A 16,612-nucleotide genomic window follows, 5' to 3' on the forward strand; every position below is an offset into this window, starting at 1 on the left:
TATGCGCCCGTAGCTCAATTGGATAGAGCGTTTGACTACGGATCAAGAGGTTAGGGGTTCGACTCCTCTCGGGCGCGCTTTTATTAACGGGAAGTGGCTCAGCTTGGTAGAGCACCTGGTTTGGGACCAGGGGGTCGCAGGTTCAAATCCTGTCTTCCCGATATTCCAAAAAACATGGGGCCTTAGCTCAGCTGGGAGAGCGCCTGCCTTGCACGCAGGAGGTCAGCGGTTCGATCCCGCTAGGCTCCACTTTATTTAATATATGTCTCGGAGGTATACCCAAGTTCGGCTGAAGGGATCGGTCTTGAAAACCGACAGGCGGTGAGAATCGCGCGGGGGTTCGAATCCCTCTACCTCCTCCATTTTTAAAAATGGTTTAGACATATAATAATAAAATATTTATTTTTTCCTTCATGGAGGTATACCCAAGTTCGGCTGAAGGGATCGGTCTTGAAAACCGACAGGCGGCGAGAGTCGCGCGGGGGTTCGAATCCCTCTACCTCCTCCATTTTTTAATTTAATATTGTCGCGGGGTGGAGCAGCACGGTAGCTCGTCGGGCTCATAACCCGAAGGTCGCAGGTTCAAATCCTGTCCCCGCAACCAAATGGTCCCGTGGTGTAGTGGTTAACATGCCTGCCTGTCACGCAGGAGATCGCCGGTTCGACCCCGGTCGGGACCGCCATTTATGTTGGCTCGGTAGCTCAGTCGGTAGAGCAGAGGACTGAAAATCCTCGTGTCGGCGGTTCGATTCCGTCCCGAGCCACCATTTTTTTATGCCGGCTTAGCTCAATTGGTAGAGCAACTGACTTGTAATCAGTAGGTTGGGGGTTCAAGTCCTCTAGCCGGCATCATTTAGGGGCATAGTTTAAAGGTAGAACTGAGGTCTCCAAAACCTCCAGTGTGGGTTCGATTCCTACTGCCCCTGTAAAGTATATGGGCCTATAGCTCAGCTGGTTAGAGCGCACGCCTGATAAGCGTGAGGTCGATGGTTCGAGTCCATTTAGGCCCACCATATATTATTCCGCAGTAGCTCAGTGGTAGAGCTATCGGCTGTTAACCGATCGGTCGTAGGTTCGAGTCCTACCTGCGGAGCCATGGCCCGTTGGTCAAGTGGTTAAGACACCGCCCTTTCACGGCGGTAACACGGGTTCGAATCCCGTACGGGTCATACAAAAAAGAGTCAGCATTATGCTGGCTCTTTTTTATTTTGTTGATCCTTTTTATCATTTTACTTTCCAGAAATAAATAAAGGAATTTTGGAAAAGCTATGGTATGTATAAAAAGGAGGAAATAAATAATGACACGAGTTAGAGACTTAATGAGTACCCATATTGTACATTGTACACCGCTAGACAATGTATATGAGGCAGCTGTAAAAATGAAGGAAGAATCGGTTGGGTTAATTCCTGTTGTTGAAAATGAGCAAGTTGTTGGGCTTGTTACTGATCGAGATTTAGTTGTTCGAGGGATTGCTGAAAAACATCCTGGATCTAATAAAATTACAAATGTAATGACAACAAATATTATCTCAGTTTCTCCAAATGATTCTATTGAAAAAGCTACAGAGCTAATGGCACAGTATCAAATTAGACGGTTACCAGTAGTTGATAGTGGTCAGCTTATTGGCATGTTAGCACTAGGAGATTTAGCTATAAGGGAATCGGCAGATGATCAAGCTGGATTTGCCTTGAGCGAAATCTCAGAGCGTACAGAGTAAATTGAAACTTTAATTAACCGAGATTTTAATGGTCACTCATAAAGAGCTAAATTATATATAAAGTTCAGATGCATTATTCTAGTATATATGGATTAAACTAATATGTTAGCGTGATGTATCTGAGACATTATATAATAAGGATATGGTTAATAATTTCCACAGTTTTTTTAAATTTGTTATTCTTCATTTTTAATAAGAGAAAAGATGATATACTGATAGATATAAGTATTATGAGAGATTTTGAATATAACAATATTAATTTTTAGTGGTACGATAATAAATTAATATTTCCTACATAGATGAAAAGGGAAGGGGAATTATATGAAGGCTGTACAGGGCGATCCAAATTGGAATTTGGTTACAGATACATATATAGAACCAAATAATTTTGCTGAATTATTTTCTTTGCTTGTACCTTGTCACCCAAAAGGTGAGGGGAAAGAACGAACTATATTAGTATGGAAAGAGAAAGAATTTTATAAAGAAGAAAATTTAGCGGCATTTATCGTATATGGCATGAATAAAGTAAAGAATTTACCGCAGTTTCATAAAGATGAAATTCCAACTTTAGTGCGTATTCTTCGCTTATGCCAAGAGATTGGTTGGTATGAAGAGGCAAATGCTTTTATGATAGCACAAGGATTAGCTGAGTTTGTTCATACTTCATTGGAATATGAAACATGGGATCTTTTGACGCAATCAGTTGCTTTAAACTATTTAATTATTAAATATCGTATAGGTGAATTGACAGATAGGGATATTGAAATTTGGGATAGAGTTAAATTTAATGAGAAATGTATAACCGATTGTAAACATTTATTATCTCATAAAGAAGTATTGGAATTTACATTCTTTTATATGTGCAAGAGAGCGAAATCATTATCAAAAGAGCAATTAAATAGTGATATGATGAGTTTAGCAATGTATTGTAATACTTTCGTATATGATTTATATACACATGATTTATTACGGAAATATCGTAAGTGTACAGATTTCCTATCATATTATGGACCTAGTCAGGCAGTTTTAGCATGTCAAAGAGCTGTATTATCTCAAATTTCCGATCGCTTAGACCCATTAAAGACAACACATGTAGATGATTATTTATATGTAATGAAAGAAATGATGGAGCATATGACGATAGGAGTAATGGATCGATACGGTCATTTTATTGGAAAGCTACTATCTTATGTGCCATTTTTCGAGATGATACAAGTTCCACAGCATGCATATTATTGTGAAGAATTACTGTATATTTGTAAGGGCATTGAATATAAAGAAGAAACACTACGCAATTATATATTTATACAATTACATGATTGTTTACCATCATTCTTTAGGCTATTTCTTAAAAATAAGCGTTACGCAACGATTCATGATATTCTTTTCTATTGGTGCGATGACGAACAACGAATGAGCTTAGAGAAAAAATATAATCTGAGCTTTATTTATGAAAAATATGCTTGTGGATAAACAATATTTTCGATATGAAAAATTAATATAAATTAAAAAGGATCTCCAGTTTATGTGAGATCCTTTTTTGTTAGTAAAACAAGGAGAAAGTGATTAAAACAAGAAACAACATTCCATATAGGAGAAGTTGTGCAGTATAACTTCCTTGTATACCAAAAAAAGTATTGGCTTTCTTATACAAATGCAATATGTATTTTATTGGAGCATCTTTGAAAGATAGGTACACAGTGTCTCCTCTTTCTAAGCTTCTTGTTCTTGTTTTTGGTTATAAGGGACATTAATATATCTAGCTACAAATAATAAAACAGCCATAAAGAATACTGGAAATACAGTAGATAAATAAAAGCCATTACTAATTATATTTGTTATGAGAGCACTCAAAAGAAATATAGCGTTATAAATATGGGCAATTTTTTGTTTTAGTTGCACTTGAAATGATTCCATCATAATTTCTAATGCAACAAAAGCAATAATAATAGATAAAAATACAATGTTTGTATTGTAAATGATTAAACAACAGATTAAACCTAAAAAGGCTGCGTATTCAATTATAAGAGGTATATTGCGTGGCATACAATTTACCTAACTAAATATGGCAGTGGATTTACTGCATTTGTTTTTTCAAAATTCCATTCTCCATTATGTAATTCAAAATGAAGATGTTGCCCGTATGAATGACCTGTGTTGCCCATATGACCTACTAATTGTCCAGCTTGTACTTGATCACCAGTTTGTACAGTGCGATCCTTCATATGAGCATAAACAGTTGTATATAATTTCCCATTGATTTGATGCACAATGAACACAACATTGCCATAGCTAGCTGAATAATAAGATTTCACAACTTTACCTGCAGCAGCAGCTTGGATAGAGACGTTCCCTGGAGCAGCAATATCTATACCATAATGCATTTGTTCCCAGCGTATATCAAAGGTTGAGCTAATTCTTCCTTGAGCAGGGAATTTGAAAGTAGCTGGAATAGATGAAGGCTGATCTGTTTTAGTCTGTGGTTGATTTTGTACTACATAGTGTTTTGCTACATATCCGTATCCTGTGCCAAAACGAATTTTATACCAAGTTCCTACAGTTTCTACTACTTGTACTTGTGTACCGTTTTGTAATGAACCGAGTAGAGCGCTACTTGTACTAGTGTTGCTACGTACATTCAGATTAGGTGTTGCAACAGTATATTTTGTATTATTTTGAACGGTGATTCCTTTTACTAAGGGTTGTGAACCATTAGAGATGAATGCTTTTTGTACGTAACCCGTTTGGCCATTATGTGATATTTTATACCATTCGCCTTGATCTTCTTGAACGGTAATAAACTTGCCATTTGGTAATACATCTAAAATGGAAGATTCTAAATTAGGTTCAGAGCGAACGTTTAATGCATTAGCATTGACGATGTATTGATCATTAGATTGAAGTTTGTTTTTTAGTAAAATAGCATCTTTTTGTACATAACCTACTTTATTATGAACAGATACTTTATACCAACCATTAGTTGTTTCAAGGATGTTCACTTTTGTATTAAAGCGAATTGTATCAATTGATGTGCTCTTTACGTTATCTTCTGTATGTAATGCTACTTGATCGACTTTGACATACCCAGTTTTAACATTAGATAATTGTTCAGCGTTTGCTTTTTGTACATTTGTTTCACCCATAGAAGGAAGTAAAGAAGCAATCGCTACAGTAGTTGCTGTTAAAGCAGTAGCTTTCATATTCATGGAATAGAGACCTCCTCTAGTTGTATAGTTGTAATTTTATTATAGTATAAAGATATAATATAGTGGGTGTATTCACATAAATGTAATATGAAATCAATATAAAAATAAATTTTTTGAGGATAATGATTCCTTTTTAAACAATTAATTGGAGTTTTATTTTCTAAAATAGAATGTATATATTGTATAACTTTAATTTTTGTTGATAATTAAGAAAATTAAAATAGTTGATGATGTCTTATTAGGGTGTTATACTGACAGTGATAATTTTATAGTTTGCTAGGAGAGCTGGTGTTGCCAGCTGAGAGTGGGCCGTAAGCCTTTGATCCTTTTTATTACCTGATCTAGATTATGCTAGCGTAGGGAAGCAATTCGGACACTAACAATGAGTCCCCGTTTCTTTGCGTATAGAAACGGGGCTTTTTTATTTGGAAATTTCATATTGAAACCACTAGGGGTGCTTGATTTGCTGAGAGAGGAATAATCCTTAACCCTTATAACACCTGATCTAGGTAATACTAGCGAAGGGAAGTGGAACATCGAATAAATGTATAATTTTATTTGCTGTAACCACTTCTTATATATAGAAGTGGTTTTTTATTTAGATACATATATTGAAAGGGGATAGAGAAATGAAATTTTGCGATAGATTATTAGAAACTGTGCAACCGGTTTGGGAGATGAGTCATAATCATCCGTTTGTAGTGGGTATGGGAGATGGCACGTTAGAAAAAGATAAATTTCAGTATTATATTATTCAAGATTATTTATATCTGCTAGATTATGCAAAATTATATGCGATTGGTGTTGTAAAAGCAACGAATCCACAAGTAATGGGAAAGTTCGCTGAACAAATTGATGGAATATTAAATGGCGAAATGACAATCCATAAACAATATGCAAAAAGACTTGGAATTTCTATAGAGGAGATAGAGTCTGCAAAACCATCTGCTAAAAATTTAGCTTATACAAATTACATGATGTCTGTATCTCAAAATGGCACACTTGCAGAATTAATAGCAGCGCTTCTTCCATGTATGTGGAGCTACTGGGAAATTGGAAAGCGTTTAAATGATATTCCTGGAGCAAGAAATCATGAGTTTTTTGGTGAGTGGATTCAAGGATATAGTTCGGAAGAATACGGTAATCTTTGTATTTGGTTAATAGATTTATTAAATGAAATGGCAGTTGGAAAGTCTGAGAAAGAACTAGATAGATTAGAGGAGATTTTCTTATATTCCAGTCGATTTGAATATTTATTCTGGGATATGTCCTATCGTAAGGAGATGTGGGGATTTGAGGAGCAAGAACATACTACAGTTTCATAATGTTTCTTTTCATTACGATGAGAAACCAATCATCCATGAATTAAATGCTTCTATACATGAGAAAGAGTTTGTCAGTATTATCGGACCGAGTGGATGTGGGAAAAGTACTTTATTTCGCCTTATTACAGGCCTAGAGAAGGTAAGTACTGGAAAGATAGAACTGACAGAAACAAAGCACCATCCTGTAGGATATATGCCGCAAAAAGATATGCTTTTGCCGTGGAGAACAATTATTGAGAATGCTGCTCTGCCGCTAGAGTGCCAAGGTGTACAGAAGAAAGAAGCACAAGTAAAGGCAAAGGAACTGTTATATAAATTTGGTTTACAAGGATATGAGACAAAACATCCGAAAGATTTATCTGGTGGTATGAGGCAACGCGTATCTTTTATCCGAACTTTGTTAACGGGCGGGGAGATATTGTTATTAGATGAACCGTTTAGCGCGTTAGATGCTTTAACGAAGGCCTCTTTGCAAGAATGGCTGTTTGAACAATGGCAAGAGTGGGAAAAAACAATTTTATTCATTACTCATGATGTTGAAGAAGCGTTATTTCTTTCGAACCGAGTTTTAGTAGTGGAACAGCAGCCGATAACGACTTTGACTGAGCGGATTGTACCACTTGATCATAACAGAACACGAAAAGATTTATATAAACCGGAAGTATTAGCGCTGAAAGATGAGCTTCTTAGTATGTTACAAAGGCAGGTACTTGTGTGATGAACCGATTGAAAGAATTAGTTCCTGCTATTACACTTTCTAGTATTTTACTAGCTGTGTGGGAAATAGGAGCAAGAATTGTAGATGAGATGTACATTTTACCGTCACCGTCTGCGATTGTAATGAAGATATGGAAACTAAAAGACATATTATTTACGGTTCATTTACCTGCAACGTTATACGTCGTTTTAATAGGTGTTGTTATTTCTATCGTATTAGGTGTAGGGCTAGCGATGTTAATGAATGCGAGTACATGGATGGAAAGAGCATTTTATCCATTATTAGTTGCTTCACAAACGATTCCGATTACTGCGCTTGCTCCGCTATTTGTTTTATGGTTTGGATACACAATTTGGAGTAAGGTTGTTGTCACAGTTTTAATTACGTTTTTCCCGATTGCGGTCAATACGTATGATGGACTGCGTAGTACAAAAAAAGAATGGGAGGAGCTCTTAGTTACATATGGAGCAACGAAAAGAGATATTTTTCTTAAATTAAAGTTGCCGTCTGCTCTTCCTTATTTTTTCTCAGCTTTAAAAATTGCAGTTCCGCTTAGTGTTATCGGAGCAGCAATTGGAGAATGGCTCGGTGCACAAGCTGGACTTGGATATTTCAGTAAGAGAATGATGACGCAGTTAGATGGAGCTGGCGTATTTGCACCCATTGTATTGTTATCATTATTAGCTATTTTCTTCGTCGTACTTATTTCCATATTAGAAAAGAAATTCATTAGTTGGAGGAAGCATTCATGAAATTTTTAAAGCGCATCTTTGTGTTTACATTATTAATTGCAATGATTACAGGATGTTCAAGTAATTCAGCATCAGAAAAAAGTAAAAAAGAGAAAGAAATAACAGTCATGTTAGATTGGTATCCAAATGCGGTACATAGCTTTATTTATGCAGCAATTGAAAAAGGATACTTTAAAGAAGAAGGTGTAAAGGTAAATATTAAATTCCCTTCTAATCCGACTGATCCATTAACATTGGCAGCAGCAGGGAAGGTGACAGTTGGCTTGTATTATCAGCCAGATGTTGTTATGGCAAGAGCAAATGAGCAAATTCCAGTGAAATCAATTGGGGCTGTCGTACGTTCACCATTAAATCATGTCGTATCGCTGAAATCAGCGGGTATTCAATCACCGAAAGATTTAGAAGGAAAAACAGTAGGATATTCTGGAACACCTTTAAGTGAGATGTATTTAAAAACGATGGTAAAAGAAGCTGGTGGTAATCCTGATACAGTGAAAGTAGTTGATGTTGGATTTGATTTAGTACCAGCCTTAATTACGAAAAAAGTGGATGCGGTAACAGGGGCATACATTAATCATGAAGTACCGGTTATGCGTCATGAAGGCCATGAACCAGCTTACTTTAATCCAGCTGATTACGGAGTACCGAACTATCATGAACTTGTGTTTGTAACAGGTGATAAAACGTTGAAAAAAGATAAAGAAGCGTTGCAAGCTTTCTTACGTGGTACGAAAAAAGGCTATGATTTCATGAAGAAAAACCCAGATGAAGCATTGAATATTTTATTAAATCATCAAGAAAAAGAAAACTTCCCACTTGTGCCAGAAGTTGAAAAGGAAAGTATGAAAATTTTATTAGAGAAGATGGAAACGAAAGATGAGCCATTTTTATCAGATTCAAAAGAATCTTGGGAGAAACAAAATAAATGGCTGAAGGACAAAGGAATGACGAAAGAAACCGTTCCAGCCGATGAACTATTCGAAAATATTTTAAAGTAGGCGAATGAATATGAAAAATGAGCTCCACGTAATCTCAAATGGCCATATGCCATTCGAAGAGTTAGTGAATGTAGCGATGCAAATTGAGAGTGAGATTGATTATTTGCATATTCGTGAGCGTGAGAAGAGTACGAAGGAGTTATATGAAGGTGTGGAAAGTCTTTTAATGGAAGGCTTTCCGGCTTCTAAAATTGTCATAAATGATCGAATTGATATTGCAATTTTATTAAATATTCCTCGTGTTCAACTAGGGTATCGAAGCACAGATGTAAAGTCAGTGAAAGAAAAGTTTTCGTATTTGCATGTCGGTTATTCTGTGCATTCGCTAGATGAAGCGATAGTAGCATTTAAAAATGGAGCGGATTCACTCGTTTATGGTCATGTATTTCCGACAGATTGTAAAAAAGGTGTGCCAGCGAGAGGGCTTGAAGAAATTTCTGACATTGCAAGGTGTTTATCTATACCGATTACAGCAATTGGAGGAATTACTCCAGAAAACGCAGTGGATGTCCTTACTAACGGTGTAAGCGGTATAGCAGTTATGTCCGGAATTGTAAGTAGTAGTGACCCGTATAGCAAAGTGAAATCTTATAAGGAATCAATAAGAAAGTGGGCGGAAAAACATGTGTGAGAAGTATGATGTAGCGATTATTGGTGGTGGTGTAATTGGTAGTTCAGTTGCACATTTTCTAGCAGAAAGAGGACATAAAGTAGCGATTGTAGAGAAGCAAAGAATTGCATCGGAAGCTTCAAAAGCAGCTGCTGGTCTACTTGGTGTTCAGGCAGAATGGGATGCGTATGATCCGCTATTTGAACTTGCTAGAGAAAGCCGAGCTATATTTCCACAACTTGCAGCAGTTTTACGTGAAAAGACGGGTATTGATATTGGATATGAAGAAAAAGGAATTTATCGTATTGCTCAAAATGAAGATGAGAAGGAAAGAATTCTTCACATTATGGATTGGCAGCAAAAAACAGGTGAAGATTCCTATTTTCTAACGGGAGACCATGTGCGGGAAAAAGAGCCGTATCTATCCGAATCTATTATAGGAGCAGTATATTATCCGAAAGACGGTCATGTTATTGCACCAGAGCTTACGAAAGCATTCGCACATTCTGCGGCAATGTCAGGTGCTGATATATATGAACAGACAGAAGTGTTTGATATTCGTATTGAAAATAATAAAGTGACTGGAGTTATTACAAGTGAAGGTATTGTCACATGTGAGAAAGTCGTTATTGCAGGAGGTTCATGGAGCACGAAGTTACTCAGTTATTTTCACCACGATTGGGGGACATATCCAGTTAAAGGAGAAGTGGTTGCGGTAAGAAGTAGAAAACAACTTTTAAAAGCACCTATTTTTCAAGAAAGATTTTACATTACTCCAAAGCGCGGTGGACGTTACGTAATTGGGGCAACAATGAAGCACCATACGTTCAATAAAACTGTGCAGCTAGAAAGTATAACTTCTATATTAGAGCGTGCTTATACAATATTGCCAGCTTTAAAAGAAGCAGAATGGGAAAGCACGTGGGCAGGATTAAGACCACAATCGAACCATGAAGCTCCTTATATGGGAGAGCATGAAGAAATAAAAGGTTTATATGCTTGCACGGGCCATTATCGAAACGGTATTTTATTAAGTCCTATTTCTGGCCAATATATGGCTGATTTAATAGAAGGAAAGCAAGAGAATTATTTGCTAGATTCATTGCTTTCTAGAAGAGTTTAGAAAGGGGATGGAAGTTTGGATTTAAAAATTAATGGTAACCAAATTGAAGTGCCAGCGAGTGTAAAAACAGTAGCTGAGCTACTTACACATTTAGAACTAGATAACAGAATTGTTGTAGTAGAGCGTAATAAAGATATTTTACAAAAAGATGATCATACAGATACATCTGTTTTTGATGGAGACCAAATTGAGATTGTAACTTTCGTAGGAGGCGGTTGATTATGTTAAACATTGGACCATTTTCATTTCATTCTAGACTGTTATTAGGAACAGGTAAATTCCCTGATTTTGACGTACAGCAAAAGGCAATTGATGTTTCTGAAGCTGAAATTTTAACGTTTGCAGTACGTCGTATGGATATCTTTGATGCAAAGCAACCTAATTTATTAGAGAAACTTGATGTGAAAAAATATACGTTATTACCAAATACAGCAGGGGCAAAAAACGCTGAAGAGGCTGTTCGTATTGCAAAATTAGCAAAAGCTTCTGGGCTTTGTGACATGATAAAGGTAGAAGTTATTGGTGATGATAGAACGTTATTACCGGATCCGGTAGAAACGTTAAAGGCATCTGAAATGTTACTGGAAGAAGGATTTATCGTACTTCCGTACACATCTGATGATGTTGTATTAGCACGTAAATTACAAGAGCTTGGCGTGCATGCGATTATGCCAGGAGCATCTCCAATCGGATCAGGACTTGGTATTGTAAATCCATTAAATTTGGGCTTCATTATTGAACAAGCGACAGTACCAGTTATCGTTGATGCTGGTATTGGTAGCCCAGCTGATGCGGCATTTGCAATGGAATTAGGAGCAGATGGCGTGTTATTAAATACAGCTGTATCAGGAGCAAAAGATCCTATTAAAATGGCGCAGGCAATGAAACTAAGTATTGAAGCAGGACGTTTAGGATTTGAAGCAGGTCGTATTGCACGTAAGCGCTGTGCAACTGCAAGTAGTCCTTTAGAAGGAATGAGCGTAGTTGAATAATCGATATTCTCGCCAAGAACTATTTTCTCCAATTGGAGCAGAAGGGCAGCAAAAGATAAGAGAAAAGCATGTACTTATTATCGGTGCAGGTGCATTAGGTAGTGCAAATGCAGAGATGTTTGTAAGAGCGGGTGTTGGCAAGATAACAATTGTTGACCGTGATTATGTAGATTGGAGTAATTTACAAAGACAACAATTGTATGCAGAGAGCGACGTAAAGAATAATCTCCCAAAAGCTATAGCGGCTAAAAAACGTTTAGAAGAGATTAATAGCGATGTAACAATAGAAGCTCTCGTTCAAGACGTAACAGCTGAAGAGCTAGAAGAACTTGTTACAAACGTTGATGTAATGATTGATGCGACTGATAATTTTGAAACACGCTTTATTGTGAATGATATAGCACAAAAATATTCTATTCCATGGATTTACGGTGCATGTGTAGGTAGTTACGGTCTTTCTTATACAATCATTCCTAGTAAAACACCATGTTTATCATGTTTATTGCAGTCGATTCCGCTTGGCGGGGCAACATGTGATACAGCGGGTATTATATCACCTGCTGTATCTCTTGTCGTTTCTCATCAAGTAACAGAAGCTCTTAAACTGTTAGTAGAAGATTACGAATCACTTCGAGATGGGCTTGTATCGTTTGATATGTGGAAGAATGAGTATTCATGTATGAATGTGCAAAAGCTTCGCCAGCATAATTGTTCTTCATGCGGAGAGAATGCATTATATCCGTATTTAAATAAAGAGAACACATCAAAAACAGCAGTTTTATGCGGGCGAAATACAGTTCAAATTAGACCACCTCATAAAGAAGAAATGAATTTTGAACAATATAAAGAGTTGCTGGAAGGTCGCGTGAATGATTTAAATGTAAATCCATATTTACTATCATTTTCTGTTGAAGACAAGAGGTTAGTCGCCTTTAAAGATGGCCGTGTGCTCGTACATGGAACGAAAGATATAAGCGAAGCAAAAACGATTTATCATCGCTATTTTGGATAGAAAAGGATGAGTGGGATGAAAGTGAATAAAGCTTTAACAATTGCAGGGTCTGATAGCGGCGGCGGTGCTGGAATTCAGGCAGATTTAAAAACATTCCAAGAGCTTGGTGTATACGGAATGACGGCTATTACGGCAATTACTGCTCAAAACACGCTTGGCGTTCAAGGGGTATATCCTGTTCCGTTAGAAGGTATTACAGAACAGCTGAATTCAATTGGTACGGATTTAACACCAGATGCAGTGAAACTAGGAATGTTATTTAGTAGTGAAATAATTCAAATTGTTGCAGAACAAATTGAAAAATTTGGCTGGAATAATATTGTGCTAGATCCCGTTATGATCGCAAAAGGCGGTGCATCATTATTACAGCAAGAAGCAGTTCATGCATTAAAAGAATATTTATTACCAGTAGCAACCGTTATAACACCGAATGTTCCAGAAGCAGAAGTGTTAACTGGGATGGAGATTCATAACGTTGAAGATAGTAAGGAAGCTGCAAAAGTATTGCACGAATTAGGTGCTAAATATGTGCTTATGAAGGGCGGACATGCAGAATATCAAGGTAATGAAGTAATTGATTTCCTCTTTGATGGAGAAGAATTTATTGAGTTTAGAAGCGAGCGAATTCCTTCAAAGCAAACGCACGGAAGTGGGTGCACATTTGCTTCAGCGGTTACAGCAGGACTTGCGAAAGGATACTCAATTGAAGATGCTGTTCAAGAAGCAAAACGATTTATTAGTATAGCAATTGAAGAGCCATTGAATATTGGTAGTGGTCATGGACCAACGAATCATTTTGCGTATAAAGTGAATAGAACGCGTGTATAGATAAGTGAAAAGCCAGTTTTATAACTGGCTTTTTTCTGTTTACTTTTTCAAAATACAGGAGTAATATATCAGCCAGAATATATTTTTTTGTAAACGCTGAGTCCAATTATATGGAGCGGAGGAACCAATTTGTGCAGTGTCACTAGGGGTGAATCTTTCAAATTTGAAAGTAGGGCTACTCTCAAAGCCCGAATCCGACAGCTAACTTCGTAAGCGTCTTGAGAGAGGACGGTGCCATGATGGATACATCACTTCATCGATCTGATTAGTATAGGGGAATATCAATCTATGTTTGATTTCTTTTATACTAAGGAGGATGAGGTACATGGAACTAACACTTATTTGTGTTGGAGAAGAAAGTAAGGTAAATAGTTTAAGAGATCTAGTTGCATTTCAACATGAGTTAGTTATTTTTACAGCAAATGAAGAGGTAGCGGCTGAAGTTAGGAATTGTGGGTTTGATTGGACTTATAGTTGTAGTAAGGAGCAGGATTTTACTAGTATTTGTGAGTGTATTAAGAAGGTCATTTTACTAGGGGATGAGCTTCCAATCGTTAGTTTCTTCACAGAACACATTCGTTTTTCTTTTCAAGCACCTATTACTGTTGTTACAAGGAATAAACGATATCCAGCGAGGCTCTATAAAACAATTGGAGCTAAGTTTGTCGTGTTTACAAATTGTGATAATATTTCTTTTTTATTTTTTGAATAGGGCGGGGGAAGAAATGATGAAGGTACTATTACTTGGAGATATAGCAAATCGTTGGGCAGTATCGGTAGAGCGAGTTCAAGAATTGGTCCAGATTGATCCCCTTTTTCCAGGGCCATATATTATATTACCATCAAAAGATGCTTTGTATTTAGAGATGGATATTACCGAGTATGAGCAGCTACATGCAGAATTGACACAAGTTTATATTCGTGGGAGAAATTTACGTGCATTTTTACGAGGAGAATAAAGGGTGAATAAAAAAGAGCGAATGCTGAGTGCAACAAGCTATGCACTTCATGTCATTCGCTCATTTTATTTCATATTTAAAAGGTCATTTTTAAGAAAAGAAAAGAGAAATAAAGAAAATAGATGAAATAATAGTAATAATCTTCAATGTAAGCGTTTAAATGAATGTAAATATTATTATTTTCAGCAATTTCCCCCTTTACAAGTGAAATATAGAGGAGTATATTTACTCTCATAAATCATTCATAAAATTTCCAAAAAAACCTAAAATCGCTGAGTTCCAGAAATGGAGCGGGGGAACCAATTTTGTGCATCGTCACTTGGGGTGAATCTTTCAGTTTTGAAAGTAGGGCTACTCTTTAGGCCCGAATCCGACAGCTAACCTCGTAAGCGTTTAGAGAGGAGGTTTACTTTTTGTTGTTCATTTTTTGAACACTGAGTAGAGCTCAGTGTTCTTTTTTAATATTTAAATGGTAAATTTTAACAAAAAGAGAGGGATAGTTATGTTAGATGTTGTAATGGTCGGGATTTTTATTTTATTAGTTGCATCGATGGCAAGTCTTGCAAGTTGGTCAGATAAAGTTGTGAAAGAAGGAAAGCAATCATGATGATTGTCTTATCGGTTATTGTCGCAGCAATTACAGTGTATTTAGTGTATGCATTATTAAATCCAGAGAAGTTTTAATTAGGGGGAATTATTCATTATGATTTGGGTTGCAGTCATTATTACAATGCTCTTGTTTATTTTAGTAGCAAAGCCAACGGGGATTTATTTAGAAAAAGCTTTTCAAGGTAGCAAAACGTTAGATAAAGTATTCGGGCCTTTTGAAAAACTTATTTTTAAAATTACGGGTGTAAAAGCATACAATCAAACGTGGAAACAGTACGCATTATCATTAGTTTTATTAAATGGATTTATGATCGTTGTCGTATACTTCATTTTCAGATTACAAGGTGTGCTGCCACTAAATCCAGCGCATATTGAAGGGATGGAGCCTACGCTCGCTTTTAATACAGCAATTAGTTTTATGGCTGATACAAACTTACAGCATTATAGCGGTGAAAATGGTTTATCTTATTTATCACAATTAATCGGAATTACATTTTTAATGTTTGCGGCACCAGCAACGACATTAGCGCTCGTTATGGCTTTTATAAGAGGACTTGCTGGAAAAGAACTTGGTAACTTTTTCGTTGATTTTACGAGAGCGTTAACGAGAGTGTTTCTTCCTATCGCATTTATTGTGGCACTAGTTTTTGTCGCACTTGGCGTACCACAAACGTTAGATGGGGCGGTTACAGCACAAACGATTGAAGGTGCAAAGCAAAGTATTTTACGTGGACCTGTTGCATCATTCGTTTCCATTAAGGAACTTGGAAATAACGGCGGTGGATTTTTCGGAGCAAACTCTACGCATCCTTTCGAAAATCCAGGACAAATGAGTAATATTTTGCAAATGATGCTTATGATGTTATTACCAACAGCACTTCCATTTACGTACGGACGAATGGTCGGAAATAAAAAACAAGGCCGCATTCTTTTCGTGTCACTATTTATGGTATTTTTACTAGGGTTTATAACGATTACGACATCTGAACTAAACGGGAACCCGGCATTAAATGGAATGGGTATCGAACATGTACAAGGAAGTACAGAAGGGAAAGAAGTACGATTTGGAACAGTATTTTCTTCACTATACGCAACAGTAACGACAGCTGCTGAAACAGGCGCTGTTAATACGATGCATGATACGTTAACACCAATTGGTGGTCTAGTTCCCCTCGTAAATATGATGTTAAATACAGTGTATGGCGGAGTTGGAGCAGGCTTTGTAAACATTATTATGTATGCAATTATCGCGGTGTTTATATCTGGGTTAATGGTTGGACGGACACCAGAGTTTTTAGGTAAAAAGATTGAAGGTAAGGAAATGAAATTAATCGCAGTCACGATTTTATTTCATCCATTGCTCATTTTAGGATTTTCGGCATTAGCTCTTTCAACAAATTTAGGAACGGATGCTATTTCTCATTCCGGTTTCCACGGTTTAACACAAGTTGTATATGAATATACATCGTCAGCTGCGAATAACGGATCTGGATTTGAAGGATTAGGAGATAATACACCGTTTTGGAATATTACGACTGGTTTAGTTATGTTTTTAGGACGCTACTTCAGTTTAATTACGATGCTAGCTGTGGCAGCTTCGTTGAAAGAAAAAACGGTAGTGCCAGAAACAGTCGGAACGTTCCGCACAGATAATAGTTTATTTGGTGGTATCTTCATCGGAACAATTGTAATTGTCGGTGCATTAACATTTTTCCCGATGTTAGTACTCGGACCAATTGCAGAATTTCTTACATTGAAGTAA

At 36.8% G+C, this 16,612-nt stretch carries 20 protein-coding genes, 13 tRNA genes and 4 riboswitches; of the genes, 31 read left to right on the forward strand and 2 right to left on the reverse strand.

Annotation, left to right across the window (positions count from 1 at the left end; translation table 11 throughout):
- Positions 1 to 3 precede the first annotated feature (3 nt).
- The 15 genes from MRP26_RS08320 to MRP26_RS08390 all read left to right on the forward strand — a co-directional run bounded on the left by MRP26_RS08320 (position 4) and on the right by MRP26_RS08390 (position 3,191).
- A tRNA-Arg gene (locus tag MRP26_RS08320) sits at positions 4 to 77 on the forward strand.
- Between the two features lie 10 nt (positions 78 to 87).
- Positions 88 to 161: transfer RNA gene (locus MRP26_RS08325), tRNA-Pro, on the forward strand.
- A gap of 15 nt (positions 162 to 176) precedes the next feature.
- Positions 177 to 249: transfer RNA gene (locus MRP26_RS08330), tRNA-Ala, on the forward strand.
- Positions 250 to 269: 20 nt separating this feature from the next.
- Positions 270 to 362 (forward strand) — tRNA-Ser (locus MRP26_RS08335).
- Positions 363 to 415: 53 nt separating this feature from the next.
- Positions 416 to 508 (forward strand) — tRNA-Ser (locus MRP26_RS08340).
- 19 nt (positions 509 to 527) lie between these two features.
- A tRNA-Met gene (locus MRP26_RS08345) sits at positions 528 to 604 on the forward strand.
- Positions 605 to 607: 3 nt separating this feature from the next.
- Positions 608 to 683 (forward strand) — tRNA-Asp (locus MRP26_RS08350).
- Positions 684 to 691: 8 nt separating this feature from the next.
- Positions 692 to 767, forward strand: a tRNA-Phe gene (locus tag MRP26_RS08355).
- 9 nt (positions 768 to 776) lie between these two features.
- Positions 777 to 849, forward strand: a tRNA-Thr gene (locus MRP26_RS08360).
- Between the two features lie 6 nt (positions 850 to 855).
- A tRNA-Trp gene (locus MRP26_RS08365) sits at positions 856 to 926 on the forward strand.
- A gap of 10 nt (positions 927 to 936) precedes the next feature.
- Positions 937 to 1,013: transfer RNA gene (locus MRP26_RS08370), tRNA-Ile, on the forward strand.
- 8 nt (positions 1,014 to 1,021) lie between these two features.
- Positions 1,022 to 1,096, forward strand: a tRNA-Asn gene (locus tag MRP26_RS08375).
- Between the two features lies 1 nt (position 1,097).
- Positions 1,098 to 1,169: transfer RNA gene (locus MRP26_RS08380), tRNA-Glu, on the forward strand.
- 129 nt (positions 1,170 to 1,298) lie between these two features.
- Positions 1,299 to 1,718, forward strand: coding sequence for a CBS domain-containing protein (locus tag MRP26_RS08385; RefSeq protein ID WP_000199012.1), 420 nt, complete (start codon positions 1,299 to 1,301; stop codon positions 1,716 to 1,718).
- A gap of 321 nt (positions 1,719 to 2,039) precedes the next feature.
- On the forward strand, positions 2,040 to 3,191 hold the full coding sequence (locus MRP26_RS08390) for a DUF3965 domain-containing protein (protein WP_000648915.1): 1,152 nt from the start codon (positions 2,040 to 2,042) through the stop codon (positions 3,189 to 3,191).
- A gap of 240 nt (positions 3,192 to 3,431) precedes the next feature.
- On the opposite strand, the gene MRP26_RS08395 is transcribed toward MRP26_RS08390, so the two are convergent.
- Both MRP26_RS08395 and MRP26_RS08400 read right to left on the reverse strand, forming a co-directional pair.
- Positions 3,432 to 3,764 carry a hypothetical protein gene (locus MRP26_RS08395; RefSeq protein ID WP_098447571.1) on the reverse strand — a complete coding sequence of 111 codons (333 nt, stop codon included), beginning with the start codon at positions 3,762 to 3,764 and terminating at the stop codon, positions 3,432 to 3,434.
- A 5-nt stretch (positions 3,765 to 3,769) separates the two neighbouring features.
- A complete protein-coding gene (locus MRP26_RS08400) occupies positions 3,770 to 4,924 on the reverse strand; it encodes an SH3 domain-containing protein (protein WP_242806104.1) in 1,155 nt (384 codons plus the stop codon).
- Between the two features lie 268 nt (positions 4,925 to 5,192).
- Positions 5,193 to 5,304, forward strand: a riboswitch (TPP riboswitch).
- A gap of 60 nt (positions 5,305 to 5,364) precedes the next feature.
- Positions 5,365 to 5,468: riboswitch (TPP riboswitch) on the forward strand.
- An 85-nt stretch (positions 5,469 to 5,553) separates the two neighbouring features.
- On the opposite strand from MRP26_RS08400, the gene tenA reads away from it, so the two are divergent.
- From tenA to kdpA, 16 genes are all read left to right on the forward strand, one after another.
- Positions 5,554 to 6,249 carry a thiaminase II gene (gene tenA / locus MRP26_RS08405; RefSeq protein ID WP_001991944.1) on the forward strand — a complete coding sequence of 232 codons (696 nt, stop codon included), beginning with the start codon at positions 5,554 to 5,556 and terminating at the stop codon, positions 6,247 to 6,249.
- Positions 6,218 to 6,967 (forward strand): ABC transporter ATP-binding protein, encoded by a 750-nt coding sequence (locus MRP26_RS08410; protein WP_001256790.1) that lies wholly within the window; start codon positions 6,218 to 6,220, stop codon positions 6,965 to 6,967. Before tenA ends, MRP26_RS08410 begins: the two co-directional genes overlap by 32 nt.
- Positions 6,967 to 7,719: an ABC transporter permease gene (locus MRP26_RS08415; RefSeq protein ID WP_001080857.1), complete on the forward strand. Its 753-nt coding sequence runs from the start codon at positions 6,967 to 6,969 to the stop codon at positions 7,717 to 7,719. Before MRP26_RS08410 ends, MRP26_RS08415 begins: the two co-directional genes overlap by 1 nt.
- Entirely contained in the window at positions 7,716 to 8,717 is a 1,002-nt protein-coding gene (locus tag MRP26_RS08420) for an ABC transporter substrate-binding protein (RefSeq protein ID WP_000670422.1), read from the forward strand. The genes MRP26_RS08415 and MRP26_RS08420 overlap by 4 nt, the downstream gene beginning before the upstream one ends.
- Before the next feature lie 10 nt (positions 8,718 to 8,727).
- A complete protein-coding gene (gene tenI, locus MRP26_RS08425) occupies positions 8,728 to 9,348 on the forward strand; it encodes a thiazole tautomerase TenI (RefSeq protein WP_098679311.1) in 621 nt (206 codons plus the stop codon).
- The gene (gene thiO, locus MRP26_RS08430; protein ID WP_064532539.1) at positions 9,341 to 10,450 is read left to right on the forward strand and encodes a glycine oxidase ThiO; all 1,110 of its coding nucleotides are present in this window, start codon (positions 9,341 to 9,343) and stop codon (positions 10,448 to 10,450) included. Before tenI ends, thiO begins: the two co-directional genes overlap by 8 nt.
- A gap of 15 nt (positions 10,451 to 10,465) precedes the next feature.
- Positions 10,466 to 10,669, forward strand: coding sequence for a sulfur carrier protein ThiS (gene thiS / locus MRP26_RS08435; RefSeq protein ID WP_064532541.1), 204 nt, complete (start codon positions 10,466 to 10,468; stop codon positions 10,667 to 10,669).
- A gap of 2 nt (positions 10,670 to 10,671) precedes the next feature.
- Positions 10,672 to 11,442: a thiazole synthase gene (thiG, locus tag MRP26_RS08440; RefSeq protein WP_000931980.1), complete on the forward strand. Its 771-nt coding sequence runs from the start codon at positions 10,672 to 10,674 to the stop codon at positions 11,440 to 11,442.
- Positions 11,435 to 12,454: a thiazole biosynthesis adenylyltransferase ThiF gene (thiF, locus tag MRP26_RS08445; RefSeq protein WP_098251182.1), complete on the forward strand. Its 1,020-nt coding sequence runs from the start codon at positions 11,435 to 11,437 to the stop codon at positions 12,452 to 12,454. The genes thiG and thiF overlap by 8 nt, the downstream gene beginning before the upstream one ends.
- Before the next feature lie 15 nt (positions 12,455 to 12,469).
- A complete protein-coding gene (gene thiD, locus MRP26_RS08450; protein WP_064532548.1) occupies positions 12,470 to 13,282 on the forward strand; it encodes a bifunctional hydroxymethylpyrimidine kinase/phosphomethylpyrimidine kinase in 813 nt (270 codons plus the stop codon).
- A gap of 84 nt (positions 13,283 to 13,366) precedes the next feature.
- Positions 13,367 to 13,514, forward strand: a riboswitch (cyclic di-AMP (ydaO/yuaA leader).
- A gap of 93 nt (positions 13,515 to 13,607) precedes the next feature.
- A complete protein-coding gene (locus MRP26_RS08455) occupies positions 13,608 to 13,994 on the forward strand; it encodes a hypothetical protein (protein WP_142245191.1) in 387 nt (128 codons plus the stop codon).
- A gap of 13 nt (positions 13,995 to 14,007) precedes the next feature.
- Positions 14,008 to 14,241 carry a hypothetical protein gene (locus tag MRP26_RS08460; protein WP_002025339.1) on the forward strand — a complete coding sequence of 78 codons (234 nt, stop codon included), beginning with the start codon at positions 14,008 to 14,010 and terminating at the stop codon, positions 14,239 to 14,241.
- A gap of 3 nt (positions 14,242 to 14,244) precedes the next feature.
- Positions 14,245 to 14,367 (forward strand): hypothetical protein, encoded by a 123-nt coding sequence (locus MRP26_RS30760; protein WP_001034421.1) that lies wholly within the window; start codon positions 14,245 to 14,247, stop codon positions 14,365 to 14,367.
- A gap of 134 nt (positions 14,368 to 14,501) precedes the next feature.
- A riboswitch (cyclic di-AMP (ydaO/yuaA leader) is annotated at positions 14,502 to 14,647 on the forward strand.
- Positions 14,648 to 14,743: 96 nt separating this feature from the next.
- Positions 14,744 to 14,848, forward strand: a complete 105-nt coding sequence (locus tag MRP26_RS08465) for a SipW-dependent-type signal peptide-containing protein (protein WP_000887894.1) — start codon at positions 14,744 to 14,746, stop codon at positions 14,846 to 14,848.
- A complete protein-coding gene (gene kdpF, locus MRP26_RS08470) occupies positions 14,848 to 14,925 on the forward strand; it encodes a K(+)-transporting ATPase subunit F (protein WP_223153441.1) in 78 nt (25 codons plus the stop codon). Before MRP26_RS08465 ends, kdpF begins: the two co-directional genes overlap by 1 nt.
- Positions 14,926 to 14,944: 19 nt before the next feature.
- Positions 14,945 to 16,612, forward strand: a complete 1,668-nt coding sequence (gene kdpA, locus MRP26_RS08475) for a potassium-transporting ATPase subunit KdpA (protein WP_242806105.1) — start codon at positions 14,945 to 14,947, stop codon at positions 16,610 to 16,612.

Origin of the sequence: Bacillus sp. CCB-MMP212, assembly GCF_022748145.1 — a bacterium.
Taxonomy (GTDB): Bacteria; Bacillota; Bacilli; order Bacillales; family Bacillaceae_G; genus Bacillus_A; species Bacillus_A cereus.